The 14,308-nt window shown below is 59.6% G+C and carries 14 protein-coding genes and 5 tRNA genes; 8 read left to right on the top strand and 11 right to left on the bottom strand.

Annotation, left to right across the window (positions count from 1 at the left end):
* Positions 1 to 34: 34 nt before the first annotated feature.
* Positions 35 to 2,182 (bottom strand): DUF1631 domain-containing protein, encoded by a 2,148-nt coding sequence (locus GIW79_RS01800; protein ID WP_054919388.1) that lies wholly within the window; start codon positions 2,180 to 2,182, stop codon positions 35 to 37.
* A gap of 245 nt (positions 2,183 to 2,427) precedes the next feature.
* Between GIW79_RS01800 and nadC the strand changes: the two genes are divergently transcribed.
* The gene (gene nadC, locus GIW79_RS01795; protein WP_034126256.1) at positions 2,428 to 3,276 is read left to right on the top strand and encodes a carboxylating nicotinate-nucleotide diphosphorylase; all 849 of its coding nucleotides are present in this window, start codon (positions 2,428 to 2,430) and stop codon (positions 3,274 to 3,276) included.
* A gap of 170 nt (positions 3,277 to 3,446) precedes the next feature.
* On the opposite strand, the gene GIW79_RS01790 is transcribed toward nadC, so the two are convergent.
* The 3 genes from GIW79_RS01790 to GIW79_RS01780 form a co-directional block, all read right to left on the bottom strand.
* Entirely contained in the window at positions 3,447 to 3,752 is a 306-nt protein-coding gene (locus GIW79_RS01790) for a DUF6388 family protein (RefSeq protein ID WP_054919390.1), read from the bottom strand.
* A gap of 149 nt (positions 3,753 to 3,901) precedes the next feature.
* A tRNA-Thr gene (locus GIW79_RS01785) sits at positions 3,902 to 3,977 on the bottom strand.
* Positions 3,978 to 4,041: 64 nt separating this feature from the next.
* Positions 4,042 to 4,455, bottom strand: coding sequence for a pilin (locus tag GIW79_RS01780; RefSeq protein WP_054919391.1), 414 nt, complete (start codon positions 4,453 to 4,455; stop codon positions 4,042 to 4,044).
* A 201-nt stretch (positions 4,456 to 4,656) separates the two neighbouring features.
* Here GIW79_RS01780 and GIW79_RS01775 point away from each other — a divergent pair, with 201 nt between their 5' ends.
* From GIW79_RS01775 to yacG, 4 genes are read left to right on the top strand one after another with little or no spacing between them, the layout of a single operon-like run.
* Positions 4,657 to 5,865 carry a type II secretion system F family protein gene (locus tag GIW79_RS01775; RefSeq protein ID WP_181123710.1) on the top strand — a complete coding sequence of 403 codons (1,209 nt, stop codon included), beginning with the start codon at positions 4,657 to 4,659 and terminating at the stop codon, positions 5,863 to 5,865.
* Positions 5,862 to 6,728, top strand: a complete 867-nt coding sequence (locus GIW79_RS01770) for a prepilin peptidase (RefSeq protein ID WP_236452336.1) — start codon at positions 5,862 to 5,864, stop codon at positions 6,726 to 6,728. Before GIW79_RS01775 ends, GIW79_RS01770 begins: the two co-directional genes overlap by 4 nt.
* A complete protein-coding gene (gene coaE / locus GIW79_RS01765; RefSeq protein WP_236452339.1) occupies positions 6,725 to 7,348 on the top strand; it encodes a dephospho-CoA kinase in 624 nt (207 codons plus the stop codon). The genes GIW79_RS01770 and coaE overlap by 4 nt, the downstream gene beginning before the upstream one ends.
* Complete coding sequence (gene yacG, locus GIW79_RS01760; RefSeq protein WP_003188437.1) at positions 7,345 to 7,545, top strand: DNA gyrase inhibitor YacG; 201 nt, start codon at positions 7,345 to 7,347, stop codon at positions 7,543 to 7,545. Before coaE ends, yacG begins: the two co-directional genes overlap by 4 nt.
* Here yacG and GIW79_RS01755 read toward each other — a convergent pair.
* The gene (locus GIW79_RS01755; RefSeq protein ID WP_003171680.1) at positions 7,542 to 7,757 is read right to left on the bottom strand and encodes a hypothetical protein; all 216 of its coding nucleotides are present in this window, start codon (positions 7,755 to 7,757) and stop codon (positions 7,542 to 7,544) included. The genes yacG and GIW79_RS01755 overlap by 4 nt on opposite strands.
* Positions 7,758 to 7,821: 64 nt before the next feature.
* The gene (locus tag GIW79_RS01750; protein WP_236452343.1) at positions 7,822 to 8,511 is read right to left on the bottom strand and encodes an energy-coupling factor ABC transporter permease; all 690 of its coding nucleotides are present in this window, start codon (positions 8,509 to 8,511) and stop codon (positions 7,822 to 7,824) included.
* A 128-nt stretch (positions 8,512 to 8,639) separates the two neighbouring features.
* Here GIW79_RS01750 and GIW79_RS01745 point away from each other — a divergent pair, with 128 nt between their 5' ends.
* The 3 genes from GIW79_RS01745 to GIW79_RS01735 are packed head-to-tail and all read left to right on the top strand — an operon-like array spanning position 8,640 to position 10,856.
* On the top strand, positions 8,640 to 9,269 hold the full coding sequence (locus GIW79_RS01745) for a DUF1780 domain-containing protein (protein ID WP_003188431.1): 630 nt from the start codon (positions 8,640 to 8,642) through the stop codon (positions 9,267 to 9,269).
* Between the two features lie 54 nt (positions 9,270 to 9,323).
* Complete coding sequence (locus GIW79_RS01740; RefSeq protein WP_034126248.1) at positions 9,324 to 9,497, top strand: DUF3094 family protein; 174 nt, start codon at positions 9,324 to 9,326, stop codon at positions 9,495 to 9,497.
* A 60-nt stretch (positions 9,498 to 9,557) separates the two neighbouring features.
* On the top strand, positions 9,558 to 10,856 hold the full coding sequence (locus tag GIW79_RS01735) for an NAD(P)/FAD-dependent oxidoreductase (RefSeq protein ID WP_032903990.1): 1,299 nt from the start codon (positions 9,558 to 9,560) through the stop codon (positions 10,854 to 10,856).
* A gap of 128 nt (positions 10,857 to 10,984) precedes the next feature.
* On the opposite strand, the gene GIW79_RS01730 is transcribed toward GIW79_RS01735, so the two are convergent.
* The 5 genes from GIW79_RS01730 to clpB all read right to left on the bottom strand — a co-directional run bounded on the left by GIW79_RS01730 (position 10,985) and on the right by clpB (position 14,258).
* Positions 10,985 to 11,061, bottom strand: a tRNA-Pro gene (locus tag GIW79_RS01730).
* A gap of 94 nt (positions 11,062 to 11,155) precedes the next feature.
* Positions 11,156 to 11,231: transfer RNA gene (locus GIW79_RS01725), tRNA-Lys, on the bottom strand.
* A gap of 5 nt (positions 11,232 to 11,236) precedes the next feature.
* A tRNA-Pro gene (locus tag GIW79_RS01720) sits at positions 11,237 to 11,313 on the bottom strand.
* A gap of 9 nt (positions 11,314 to 11,322) precedes the next feature.
* Positions 11,323 to 11,398: transfer RNA gene (locus GIW79_RS01715), tRNA-Asn, on the bottom strand.
* Between the two features lie 295 nt (positions 11,399 to 11,693).
* Positions 11,694 to 14,258: an ATP-dependent chaperone ClpB gene (clpB, locus tag GIW79_RS01710; protein WP_003188426.1), complete on the bottom strand. Its 2,565-nt coding sequence runs from the start codon at positions 14,256 to 14,258 to the stop codon at positions 11,694 to 11,696.
* Between the last annotated feature and the right edge of the window lie 50 nt (positions 14,259 to 14,308).

The raw sequence follows: 14,308 nt of genomic DNA, 5'->3' as shown, positions 1-14,308 counted from the left end.
GACCAGTATGCCGCGTTCCACCCTGCGGTTGCGATCACTTGCCGCGATTGAGTTGCCGCAGGTTGTCCACCACCGCTGCCAGCGCACGCTCGAACAGCGGGCCATCATCCAAGGCGTGCAGGACGCCCTGCTTGAACGCCAGCGCTAACTGGCCCGCGCTTTTCTCCAACACCTTGAGGCCCGCGCGGCTGACAAAAACATAGGTATCGGCGGGCGGCATGATGGCGGTCAATTTGCAGCGCAGGGTACCGGCTTCATGTTGCTGCAGCGCTACCCAGGTACCGGCTCGCAACTGCTTGGCTTTGAGCAGGTCGGGGTCATCATGGGGCAGTGGTTCGTCGGCACCCGGCGGGCCAGCCCCCAGGATAAAAGGCTCACGGACTTCAACCAGCACCTCGTCGTCGAGCGGCTGAACATGCATGGCCTGCAACCGCAGGAAGAACTCGCGGGTACTGAAAGGATCGAAGGCCGCACCGGCCAACCCGTCACGCAAGGCCTTGAGCAGCCCGGGTAATTGCTCGAGCAAACGCCGGCCCGCTTCGGTGTCTTCACGCAGGCCGACGCTCCAGATCAATTCATCCACGGTGCGCAGCGCCGCCTGCCACTGCAGCGATTGTTCACCGTGCTTGAGAACGGCCACTAACAACACCTGGCTCCAGGCCTGCTGCACAAATTGCAGCACCGATGGCGGCAAGGTTTTGCCCACGAGCCGCCGATTGAGCACGTGCGCCACACGCTGGCGCGCCACCTCGACCTGCAGGCGCTCTTGCTCGGCGTCACGGGTGTGTCGCTCAAGTCGCTCGCTGCGCTTGCGCTCCTGGGCTATGAATGCGCTGAACGTGGTGAGCAACTGGGAGAAAATCGCCGGGTCTTCGACGAACTCATTCAGCACACGCTGTACGAGTTGCTCGATACACAGATAGAGGTTGTCCCGTGGGTGGTCATGGGGCGGGCTCCAGCCGATGACGGCGCTCGCCATGTCATTGAGCAAGCGCCGCGCCGGATGCTCTGCGCAACTGAACAGGCTCTTGTCCAGCACCGCCACTTTCAGCAGCGGGATCTGCAAGCGAGCGATCAGCGCCTTGAAAGCGTCCGGCACACCGCTGTCATCGAACATGAACTCAAACAGCATGGCGACCAGATTGGTCACATCTTCGTCTGCCTCTTCTAACACCCTCGACTTGCCGCTTTTGACGCTGCCCCGGGTCAGCAACTGTTCCAGCTGGTTGCGCAGGTCGAAATCGTCCTCGCCACCGGGCTCCGGGACATATTGCTGCAAATGCGACAACAGCCGTAGCAGATCGCGGGTGGCAATCGGCTGCGGCTCGGCACTGGCTTCAAGGGTCGGGGCCACGCTGCCACGCACGGCTACCAGTAACTTTTGCAAGGCACTGAACGCTTGCTGGCCGCTTTTGTCCAGCGGCCGATCGGCCACCGCTTGGCTGGTGTAATGCTGGTGCTCCCGGGCCTCGCGCCCCCCAGCTCGACGGGACGGGACCGTCTTGAGTTGCGGCAATACGCCGGTGGCGATCAGCAATTGGTTGGCCTCGCCATACAACAGGTCGGCATCACTGAGCACGTATTTCTCAAACAGCTTGAGCATGACCAGCTTGACGCGAATCTCCACCCCCAGGCTGCGCCCTGCTTGCAGGAAAAACTCACAAAGCCGCGCAGGGCCCAAGGGGTTTTCAGGGTCCTCCAGGCGCCTGCCGAGCAGTTCACTCAAGCGTGCGTCCAACTGCCCCAGGGCCAAGCCATCACGATGCCGCACCCGACCGAGCATCGCCTCCAGAGCCACGGCTTTTTCCACGTCATCCGCGCTGGTGCCGGGTGCCGCCTCATAAGACACCAGCGGCACCAGGTGTGCACCGCTGCACCGGGCCTGGCCCAGGTTGGCGAACGCCACAAACAGCTGCTCCATGAACACGCGCTCGAAGTTCTTGCGCTTGAGGCGCAGGTCGCGCATGGCCTCGAAAAAAATATGATGGTCGACGGTGCTACGGGCCTTTTCGGCCATTTCGAACAGGGTGTCGTCGGCGTTATCGAACAGTTCCTGCAAGCCTTGCTGCAGCTGTTGCGCAGCCTTGTCACGCACCTGCAGCAACACCACCGGCAGGCGCGCGAGCGGCGATGGCGTGGCCTGTGCCCTGTTGATAGGCACCACCTTCCCGTCATTGTGCATCCTGGCCTCCTGAAACGGCGGTTTTGAGCGGTGGAGAGACGGAGCGCAGGCCCGGCAGGCACTGCAAACACCCGATCACCACCAGGACGTCAAAGCTATGACGCCAATTGCAAGGCGCGAGATTATCTTGCAAACGAGGGCAGTTGCGCCAGCACACTCTGACTTTGTGCGGTAAATGAGTGGCTAGCCTGGGTTAGAACGCACGCTGGCCCTATAATCGAGGCACTTTGTTTGTGGAGCCTGTTATGCCGAACCTCCGTCTTGCCGACCTCACCGCCGAAATCGAAGCCAACGTGCGCCGCGCACTGCTGGAAGACATCGGCAGTGGCGACATCACCGCGCAGTTGATCCCGGCCGAACGGCTGGCCAAGGCCACGATCATTACCCGTGAGGCGGCTGTTATCGCCGGCACGGCGTGGGTGGATGCGGTGTTTCGTCAACTGGACCCACGGGTTGCTGTGCACTGGCAGGTGGCTGATGGTGAACGGGTGAGCCCCAACCAGGCGTTGTTCCACCTTGAGGGCCCGGCCCGCTCGCTGCTCAGTGGTGAACGTAGCGCGTTGAATTTTCTGCAATTGCTGTCAGGGGTTGCCACCCGTGCGCAATTTTTGGCGGACTTTGTCGCCAGCACCCAGGTCAAGCTGCTGGACACCCGCAAGACATTGCCCGGCCTGCGTTTAGCGCAGAAATATGCGGTGACCTGCGGCGGTTGCCACAACCACCGTATCGGGCTGTATGACGCGTTCCTGATCAAGGAAAACCACATCGCCGCCTGCGGTGGTATTGCCCAAGCGATCACCGCCGCCCACAAGATTGCCCCGGGCAAGCCGGTGGAAATCGAAGTGGAAAGCCTGGAGGAATTACGCGAGGCCCTGGCGGCGGGTGCCGACATCATCATGCTGGATGAACTGAGCCTGGAAGACATGCGCGAAGCCGTGCGCCTGAACGCAGGCAAGGCCAAGCTGGAAGCCAGCGGCGGGATCAATGAAACCACCTTGCTGCCTATCGCTGAAACCGGCGTGGACTACATCTCCATCGGCGCGATGACCAAGGATGTGAAGGCGGTGGATCTGTCGATGCGCCTGAGCATCTGAGAAACCATGCAGGGCCGGGCGATTGTGGCGAGGGAGCTTGCTCCCGCTGGAGTGCGCAGCGCTCCCAAACCGTTCATCGACGTACACCTGATGTATTTCGATCACCCAATTTGGGGCTGCTTCGCAGCCCAGCGGGAGCAAGCTCCCTCGCCACAACAAGCCCGCCGTGCCTAGACCACCAGATTATTCATCTCGCAGTACTCGTCCCAATCGACACCCAGCACCTCGGCCGCCTCTTTGTGCAAGGCCAACCGCGCGGCTTCGAACTCTTCCGGCGTCGAGGTGTACTTGAGGGTCAACTCCCAAGGCTGGTAGCCCTGACTCTCGGCCTCATCTTCGAATGCCCACTGAATCTGGTCGCGCTGATCGTCGGCACTCAGGTCCTTGATCTCTTCTTTAAGCTGCGGCGTCGCTTCAAGGTAATGCTTGAGCGCTTGTTCGTGCCGTGTTTCCTGGGTCATCTCAGTCGTGGTCATGTCGTTCTCTTAGATCGAGGAATGGGAATGCATCTGGGTCTTCAAGGTTGCGCAGATACAAAAGAGCGGGGGCAAATGCCCGGCTCACCTGGCCTTCAGAACCATTCTGGGATCATCTGAAAACATTGCCGTTGAAACAGTGGTGCCTGTGGTGCCCGAGACAGGAATCGAACCTGCGACCTTCGCGTTACGAGTGCGCTGCTCTACCGGCTGAGCTACACGGGCGGTGGGCTAAAGCTAGCACTGCATTGGGCATGCAGCAACCAACTCGCTCACCGCCCGGCGACTGTCACGCGCCGTTGGCGCCGCAGCCCTTGGCAGCGTACTGCGGCTCTACCGTGGTGGCACAGCTCCAGCCGGTGGTGGCGCTGCGGGTCAAGGTGATGGTCTTGCCGAGCACGGGCGCGGGCGCGTCCAAGATTTCACAACGGATGGAGCCTGCGCCCGAGGCCACATCGCCTGTCGCTTCGATCACGCAGTTGGCGGTAGGGCTGGCGCCACCGATGAGGGCCAGGGTTGGCACGGTGCCCTGGTTGATGGCGTCCTCATAGCCGGCCTTTAGCGCGCTGATTTCAGCCAACCCCGCCGTGAACTTGGCCTTGGCCTGGTGCTTGGTGTACATGGGCAGACCGATGGTGGCCAAAATGCCGATGATTGCCACGACGATCAATAATTCGATCAAGGTAAAACCTTTTTGACGCATCTCTTTCACTCTCCAGAATAGAACCATGACAAGGCGCATCCTGCGCCCCGTAGTGTGCAACGGCGCCAGTGTACTCATCCCCACGCAGCCGTTCGCCTGCAAGACGCACAATCTGACATTTTATCGCCCAGCGCCAGCCTGCCCGAATTCGCCACCTGACTAAGCTATAAAATCTTCACGACCTGGGTGCGCCAACCTCACATGAACGACACGTCGACAATCTATGCCTGGGAAGGCATCAACCGCAAAGGCCGCCGGGTTTCCGGGCAAATCGCCGGGCATAACCTTGCGCTGATCAAGGTACAACTGCGCCAGCAAGGGATCTGCCCTGAGCGTGTGCGCAAGAAATCTTACGGTTTACACATCTTCAAGACGCGAATAACGCCCGCAGATATTGCCCTGTTCACTCGCCAGTTAGCCACCTTGCTCAAAGCCGGCATCCCGCTGCTGCAAGCCTTCGACATCATCAGCGAAGGCGTCGAAAACCTACAGCTGCGCGAACTGGTGAAGGCGTTGAAACAGCACATTGCCAGCGGCCACCCCTTGGCCGCTGCCCTGCGTCAATATCCCCGCTACTTCGATGAGTTGTATTGCAATCTGGTAGCAGCTGGCGAAATAGCCGGCGCCCTGGAAACCTTGCTCGAGCGCGTGGCGATTCATCTGGAAAAAAGCCAACGGCTCAAAACCAGGATCAAGAAAGCCATGACCTACCCTGTCGCGGTACTGGTAATTGCCACAGGGGTGAGCACAGTCCTGTTGATTCACGTTGTGCCGCAGTTCCAGAACTTGTTCGCCGGGGTCAACGGCCAATTGCCCGGGTTTACCCTGGCGGTCATTGCACTGTCGGAGCTGTTGCAACACGCGTGGTGGATGCTGGCGCTGGCCGTGGGCGCCATAATGGTCGCTGGGCATCACGCTTATCGAACTTACTCGGGCTTTCGCCATTGGTTGGCGGCAGGTTTGTTGAAAGTACCCGTGGCAGGCAAACTGCTGCACAAATCTGCGGTTGCTCGCTACGCTCGCACACTTTCCACCACCTTTGCGGCGGGCGTCCCTCTGGTACAGGCATTGGGTTCGGTGGCCGGCGCCGTCGGCAATGGCCCCTTCAAACAGGCAATCGAACGTATGCGCCACGATGTATCCACAGGCATGCAGTTGAATCAATCGATGCATAACAGCGGCCTGTTCCCAGGCATGGCGATCCAGATGACCGCAATCGGGGAGGAGTCCGGCACCCTGGACCGCATGCTGGAAAAAGTCGCGAACCACTACGAGTCAGACGTGGATACCTTGGTCGACAACCTCACTAGCCTGATGGAGCCGCTGATCATGGTCGTATTGGGAGGGGTTGTCGGCGCGCTGGTAGTCGCCATGTACCTGCCGGTGTTCCAATTGGGGACGGCGTTTTGAGCCTGCTGCTGAGCGAACATCCCTGGGCGTTTGTTGGCCTGGCGCTGGTGTTGGGCATGATCGTCGGCAGCTTCCTCAATGTGCTGGCGTGGCGCCTGCCCAAAATGCTCGAGCGGGAATGGCGTGCCCAGGCCCACGAGATTCTCGACTTGCCAGCCGAGCCCGGTGGGCCGACCTATAACCTGATGCACCCGAACTCCTGCTGCCCGTACTGCAATCAACCGATTCGGCCTTGGGAAAATATCCCGGTGCTCAGCTACCTGCTGCTCCGGGGGCGTTGTGCCCACTGCCGCGAGCCCATCGGCCTGCGTTACCCCCTCACCGAACTCGCGTGCGCGCTGATCTCAACCGCTGTCGCCTGGCACTTCGGCTTCGGCTGGCAAGCCGGCGCGGTGATGCTGTTGAGTTGGGGCTTGCTGGGCATGAGCCTGATTGATCTGGACCACCAACTGCTGCCGGATGTGCTGGTGCTGCCGCTGCTATGGCTGGGGCTGATCCTCAACAGTGCTGACCTGCTGACGCCACTGCCCGATGCAGTGTGGGGCGCGGTCATCGGCTACATGAGCTTGTGGTGCCTGTTCTGGCTGTTCAAGCTGGCCACCGGCAAAGACGGCATGGGCCATGGCGACTTCAAGTTATTGGCCTTGCTGGGAGCCTGGGGCGGCTGGCAGATTCTGCCGATGACCCTGCTGATGGCCTCGCTGCTGGGCGTATTTGCCGGGCTGATCCTGCTGCGTTTGCGTAAGGCCCAGGTGTCAGCGCCAATGCCGTTTGGCCCCTGCCTGGCAATTGCCGGCTGGATTGCATTGCTCTGGGGTGGTCAAATAACCGACTTCTATTTGCAGTCTGTCGGTTTCAGATGACCACTTCTGTTGCAACACCCTGGATTCTTGGGCTCACGGGCGGCATTGGCAGCGGCAAAAGCGCTGCGGCCGAGCACTTTATCAAGCTGGGCATCGACCTGGTGGATGCCGATCATGCCGCGCGCTGGGTGGTCGAGCCTGGCCGCCCTGCCCTGGCACGCATCGCCGAACATTTCGGTGCCAGCGTGCTGCAACCCGACGGCCAGCTGGACCGTGCCGCGCTGCGCAAACTGATCTTTGAGATCCCAAAAGAGCGTCTGTGGCTGGAAGCCTTGCTGCACCCGCTGATCGCCGAGGAAATTTGCAGCCACCTGGCACGCGCCCAATCGCCCTACGCGATCCTGGTGTCGCCGCTGCTGATCGAGTCCGGACAGTACAGCATGACCCAGCGCATCCTGGTGATCGACGTGCCGCAATCGCTGCAGATTCAGCGTACCCTGCAGCGCGACGGCATCAGCGAACAACAGGTGCAGGCGATTCTCAAGGCCCAGTCCAGCCGCGAAGACCGCCTGAACCATGCCGATGACGTGCTGGTCAACGATAAGGACCTCGCCTGGCTGCACGGCGAGGTCGAGCGACTGCACCACTTTTACCTTACTTTGCGTGGAGGCCGATCATGAGCCAACCCTTGACCGTCGACTGCCCAACCTGCGGTGCTCCCGTGGAATGGAAAGCGACCAACCTCAACCGACCGTTCTGCTCGGACCGTTGCAAGCTTATCGACCTGGGCGCCTGGGCCGCTGAAGAACACAAGATTCCCGTGGCCCCCGACGCCGAAGATGAACTGTTTTCCGAAGACCTGCCGCCGCGCCACTAAGGCCGCATAAAGGCATATTCCTGCTGGTCGTCGAGGTTTTCTGCAAGGTATTGCAACTCGTCGGCCAGGTCTTCAAAACTGCGTACACCCTTGCTTTGCTGCACCACCGCACTGAGCATGGCGCGCAAGGTCAACCCGGGGTCAAAACCGATTTCCTGCGCTGCATCCTGGCTTCTGCGCAACTCCTGCCGTGCCCACTCGTACACACTCATGATCCGTGCTCCTGAAAATTTTGCAGAGCATGGACCCGCGCCGCTGCCTGGCATTTGACCTGGATCAACGCCGCGAATCGTCGTCCTTCCACGGCGCCGAGAGGTAGCGGGTACGGTTGAACGTCTCCAGCCATTCCGGGCAAAACACCACCAGCGCGCTGATGACCATGCCGTTGATGAAGGCTTCGGGAAAGATGATCAGCCATAGGTAACCGACAAAATCTTCCAACCACTCAGGCATCGCAAAAAGACCGTCCAACCACAACAGGCCCAGGCCGGCCAACAGGCACAGCAATGCCGACAGTGCGGCAGCAAAAAAGCCCGAACAGAAGATATACACAAAGGGGTTTCTCGGCTGCGCCCGTTCTACCAGCAGCGCGCACCCTTCGGTGACCAGCACTGGCAGCACGATCAGCAGCAGGCCATTGATGCCAAGCGCGGCCAAGTCCTGGCGCCCCAGCAACATCAAGCCAAGCTGGGCGGCAAAGCCTCCGACGATTGCCAGCGGCCAATCCAGCAGCAAGGTCACGGCGGTCATGCCGATAAAGTGGTAGGACACGCCGGTATCGAAATCCCGTCGCACCAGCCACAGCATGAACAGCGCGAACACCGTACCGAACAGCAAATGCTGGCGCCGACGGTCGGCAAACAGCTCCACCCATGGCGAGCGCAGAGTCGCCCACATCACCACGGGCGCATATACCAGCCAGCCGAGGCCGAGCGTCTGGGGTGCCAGAACCGCTGCACTGATCACGGATGCTCTGCCTTTACCAAAAACCTCATCACACACCTCGTCCCTGGGCCTGTTTCACGCAAGCATTCTACACCCGGGTTTTAAGGCAAGACTTCCTGTGGTCATCATTTGAACGCTAAGCTGCGACTATGGATGACTCAGATTATTTGCGCCTGCTCACCGTAGCAGCCGAACAAGCCAATGCGTTTCTGTCCAATGCCCGCAAGTGGGAGCGTGAGCGTTGGGTCTGCCAGCGCCTGTTACAAGGCTTGAATGTGCCCTACCGTGTCGAAGAATTCCACGCAGCGGGCCAGGAGCCGCCCGACGTGCTGTTTCGCGACGCCAGCTTCGAGGTCTTTTTTGTGTTGGATGAGGGCCGCCGCCTGAACGACGAGTGGCGCGATGAGTTGCTGCGCAGACGCAGTGCTTTCTCCTTGAGCCAACTGGTACGGCGCGAAGCCAAGCCACGGCGAATCCCCGCCCATGAATTCCTCCTGCGCCTGGCCCCCACACTGCGTAAAAAAGCCCACAACTATAAAGAGCGCGGGATGGACTTGGGGGAGCTGGACCTCATTGCGTTTACCAGCCTCAAGCGCGAAGTACTGGACCTCAACAGCCATTTTCCGCCGCCGACCGAATACCTGCGCCAGGGCTGGCGCTCGCTGTCACTGGTGGGTCCAACCTTCGCCCGCGTGTTGTTCGCGCACCCGGACGCACCGGATTTCTTGCGCAACAACCTGGGCCGCAGCATAGTGTTTGATGTCGGCATCAGCCTTTGATGCCCCTGGCTGTAACGTGGCGCCCCTTTGCAACGTCTACCTGACGAGGCCTTTATGACCAGCCGCCTGAAACCCGATGACCAAGAGCGTGTCGAAGAGTACCTGCGACTTTCCCAGCACAGAGTCGAGCGCAAGCCTTTCCGGCCGTGGCTGCTCCTCTGCGTGGTGCTGGTCGTGGTAATCGGGCTCGGTGCGCTGAGCCGCCTATTGAGTTACCTGACGCTATGAGCCGCCTGGCGCTCGCGAGGGTAACTGCTCCGATTTCTTTTAGCCTTGCGAGATATCCCCATGACCCATCGTATTATCATCGTCGGCGGCGGTGCCGGCGGCCTGGAGTTGGCTACCCGCCTGGGTAAGACTCTGGGCAAGCGTGGCAAGGCCAGCATCACGCTGGTCGACACCAACCTGACCCACATCTGGAAGCCGTTACTGCACGAAGTCGCGGCCGGCTCACTGAACTCATCTGAAGACGAACTCAACTATGTTGCCCAGGCGAAATGGAACCACTTCGAGTTCCAGCTGGGGCGCATGAGCGGGCTTGACCGTGAGCAGAAGAAAATCCAGCTGGCCGCCACTCTCGACGAAGAAGGCCGCGAACTGGTGCCTGCCCGCGTGCTGGGCTATGACAGCCTGGTGATTGCGGTAGGCAGCACTACCAACGACTTCGGCACTGAGGGCGCAGCGCAACACTGCCTGTTCCTCGATACCCGCAAGCAGGCCGAGCGCTTCCATCAGCAACTGCTCAACCACTACCTGCGCGCCCATGCCGGGCAGACCGACGCCGTTGAACAGATTAGCGTCGCCATCGTGGGTGCCGGTGCCACCGGGGTCGAGCTGGCCGCCGAGCTGCATAACGCCGCCCATGAACTGGCCGCCTATGGCCTGGATCGTATCAAGCCGGAAAACATGCACATCACCCTGATCGAAGCCGGCCCGCGGGTATTGCCTGCACTGCCGGAGCGGATCGGTGGGCCAGTGCACAAGACCCTGGAAAAACTAGGGGTGACGGTACTGACCAACTCGGCGGTCAGTGAAGTAACTGCCGATGCCTTGATCACTAGCAGCGGCCAGGTGATTCCGGCCAGCCTCAAGGTCTGGGCGGCCGGTATCCGCGCACCCGGTTTCCTCAAGGACATCGACGGTCTGGAAACCAACCGCATCAACCAACTGCAAGTCCTGCAAACTCTGCAAACCACCCGCGACGAAAATATCTTCGCCTTTGGTGATTGCGCCGCCTGCCCGCAACCGGGCACCGACCGCAATGTGCCGCCACGGGCCCAAGCGGCTCACCAACAGGCGTCGCTGCTGGCCAAATCGCTCAAGCTGCGGATTGAAGGCAAGGAGCTGCCGACCTACACGTACACCGACTACGGCTCGCTGATCTCGCTGTCGCGCTTTTCCGCGGTGGGTAACCTGATGGGCAACTTGACGGGCAGTGTGATGCTGGAAGGCTGGCTGGCGCGGATGTTCTACGTGTCGCTGTACCGCATGCACCAGATGGCGCTGTATGGGTTCTTCCGCACGGCGATGCTGATGCTGGGCAGCAAGATCGGCCGCGGCACCGAGCCACGCCTTAAATTGCACTAACAACCTGGTCTCGAAGGAGGCCTGGCAAATGTGGGAGCGGGCTTGCTCCCACATTTGTTTTGCGGAGAATTCAGGATTCGCGAGCACAAAAAAAATCCCCGTATCTTTCGATACGAGGATTTTTAATATGGTCGGGGTAGGGGGATTCGAACTCCCGACATCCTGCTCCCAAAGCAGGCGCGCTACCGGACTGCGCTATACCCCGGTAATAAAAAGGCGACCTTTCAGTCGCCTTCTTCGATCAGCGCTTTTGGCCTCTGATCTTAAGATTCGATTCCAGCGTTAACTGGTCTCAAAAATGGTGGGTCGTGTGGGATTCGAACCTACGACCAATTGGTTAAAAGCCAACTGCTCTACCAACTGAGCTAACGACCCAAATATGGTCGGGGTAGGGGGATTCGAACTCCCGACATCCTGCTCCCAAAGCAGGCGCGCTACCGGACTGCGCTATACCCCGGTTTGAAATTGGCTCCGTGACCAGGACTCGAACCTGGGACCCAATGATTAACAGTCATTTGCTCTACCGACTGAGCTATCACGGAACTACATATTTCAAAGTTACTGCTGTGTTGCTTCCTCTTCGACCCTGTCCGTATCGCTACGTTAGCGTCTCTGAGGCGCGCTATTCTACAATCTTAAAAACCCCTGTCAACCCTTTAAATTGCTTTTAAGACAATGATTTGCGCTTCTTTCTGATTTCTTCTTGGGGAGAAGAAACCCGTGGGCTGACGTTGCTGCGGGGCGCACTTTACAAGCCTTTGCCTTACAGTTCAACGCCCTATCGAAAAAAAAGGCCCCGCAATGCGGGGCCTTCTATGGTTGCGCCAAGCGCAGGGCTTAATGGAAGACGATTTCGTCGTCTTTCACCGTCGCCGTGACGCGGGTGCCAGGCATAAAGCTGCCCGACAGAATCAGCTGCGCCAGTGGGTTCTCGATCCAGCGCTGGATCGCACGTTTGAGTGGCCGTGCGCCATACACCGGGTCGTAACCGACCGCGATCAGCTTGTCCAACGCTTCGCCGCTCAGCTCAAGGTCCAGTTCGCGCTCAGCCAGACGGCTACGCAGGCGGCCCAACTGGATCTCGGTGATGCCCGCGATCTGATCCCGCGCCAGAGGCTCGAAGATCACCACTTCATCGACCCGGTTGATGAATTCCGGACGGAAGTGCGTGGTCAACGCGTCCATCACCGCCGCACGCTGAGCTTCACGATCACCCACCAATTCCTGGATCTGTGCCGACCCCAGGTTGGAAGTCATCACGATCACCGTATTGCGGAAGTCCACCGTACGCCCGTGGCTGTCCGTCAAGCGACCATCCTCCAGCACCTGCAGCAAGATGTTGAACACATCCGGGTGCGCCTTCTCGACCTCATCCAGCAGGATCACCGAGTAAGGCTTGCGCCGCACGGCTTCGGTCAGATAACCGCCCTCTTCATAGCCTACATAGCCTGGCGGTGCGCCGATAAGGCGAGCCACCGAGTGTTTCTCCATGAATTCGGACATATCGATCCGCACCATGGCCTCTTCAGTATCAAAGAGGAACTCGGCCAGGGCCTTGCACAACTCGGTCTTACCCACACCGGTCGGGCCGAGGAACATGAACGAGCCGCTTGGACGGTTCGGGTCGGACAAACCTGCCCGGGAACGCCGTACCGCGTTGGACACCGCCACCACGGCCTCTTCCTGGCCGATGACGCGCTGATGCAACAGGCTTTCCATCTTCAGCAACTTGTCGCGCTCGCCTTCGAGCATCTTAGACACAGGAATACCGGTCCACTTGGAGACTACTTCGGCAATTTCTTCCTCCGTCACCTTGCTGCGCAGCAACTGGTTTTCAGGCTTGCCGTGCTGGTCGACCATCTGCAGGCTGCGTTCCAGGTCCGGGATCACCCCATACTGCAACTCGGCCATGCGGTTCAGGTCGCCTTTGCGGCGCGCCGCTTCAAGTTCCTGGCGAGACTGCTCGATCTTTTGCTGGATCTGCGCCGAACCCTGTACTTCGGCTTTTTCCGAGGTCCAGATTTCTTCGAGGTCCGAATACTCACGTTCCAGGCGGACAATTTCTTCCTGGAGTTTTTCCAGGCGCTTCTTGGCCGCTTCGTCTTCTTCTTTCTTCAACGCCTGGGATTCGACTTTCAGTTGAATCAGGCGCCGATCCAGGCGATCCAGCACTTCCGGCTTGGAATCGATCTCCATACGGATGCGGCTGGCCGCTTCGTCGATCAGGTCGATAGCCTTGTCCGGCAACTGGCGATCGGTGATATAGCGATGGCTCAATTTGGCCGCCGCAATGATCGCACCGTCGGTGATCGCCACCTTATGGTGGACCTCATAGCGCTCTTTCAGGCCACGCAGGATCGCGATGGTGTCTTCTTCGCTCGGTTCTTCCACCAGCACTTTCTGGAAGCGACGCTCAAGGGCTGCGTCCTTTTCGATGTACTGACGGTATTCGTTGAGCGTAGTAGCGCCGACGCAGTGCAACTCACCCCGCGCCAAGGCGGGCTTGAGCATGTTGCCGGCGTCCATGGAGCCTTCGCCCTTACCGGCGCCGACCATGGTGTGCAATTCGTCGATAAACAGAATGATCTGCCCTTCCTGCTTCGACAATTCGTTAAGCAAGGATTTGAGGCGCTCTTCGAACTCACCCCGGAACTTGGCACCGGCAATCAGCGAGCCCATATCCAGAGACAGCAGGCGCTTGCCTTTGAGGCCGTCTGGCACTTCACCATTAATGATGCGCTGGGCCAAGCCCTCGGCAATCGCGGTTTTACCCACGCCAGGTTCACCGATCAACACCGGGTTGTTCTTGGTGCGACGTTGCAACACCTGGATGGTGCGACGAATCTCGTCGTCACGGCCGATCACCGGGTCCAGCTTGCCTTCTTCGGCACGCTTGGTCAGGTCTACGGTGTATTTGTCCAAGGCCTGGCGCGACTCCTCATGGTTAGGGTCGTTCACCGCCTCGCCGCCACGCAGGTTGTTGATGGCGTTTTCCAGGGCTTTCTTGCTCACGCCCTGGCCCAGCAACAATTTGCCGAGCTTGCTGTTGTCGTCCATGGCGGCGAGCAGCACCAGTTCGCTGGAGATGAACTGGTCACCTTTCTGCTGGGCCAGGCGGTCGGCCTGGTTGAGCAGGCGCGCCAGATCCTGGGACATATTCACGTCACCGGTGGGATTCTGGATTTTCGGCAGTTGGTCGAGCTCTTTGCTCAACTCCTTGCGCAGGCTGTTAACGTCAAAGCCCACCTGCATCAGCAAGGGTTTGATAGAACCACCTTGCTGTTCCAGGAGTGCCTGCATCAAGTGCGCAGGTTCAATGGCCGGGTGGTCGAGGCCCACCGCCAAGGATTGAGAGTCGGACAAGGCCAACTGTAATTTGCTGGTTAAACGATCAATACGCATTAGTCACCTTCCTTTTGAGCAGGCCGGAGCTATGAACAAACACATCCTGA

The sequence above is a fragment of the Pseudomonas sp. PA-7-1E genome (assembly GCF_021605325.1).
Taxonomy (GTDB): Bacteria; Pseudomonadota; Gammaproteobacteria; order Pseudomonadales; family Pseudomonadaceae; genus Aquipseudomonas; species Aquipseudomonas fluorescens_BV.
The sequence above is the reverse complement of the archived record's forward strand: the minus strand, read 5'-3'. Positions and strand labels throughout refer to the sequence as shown.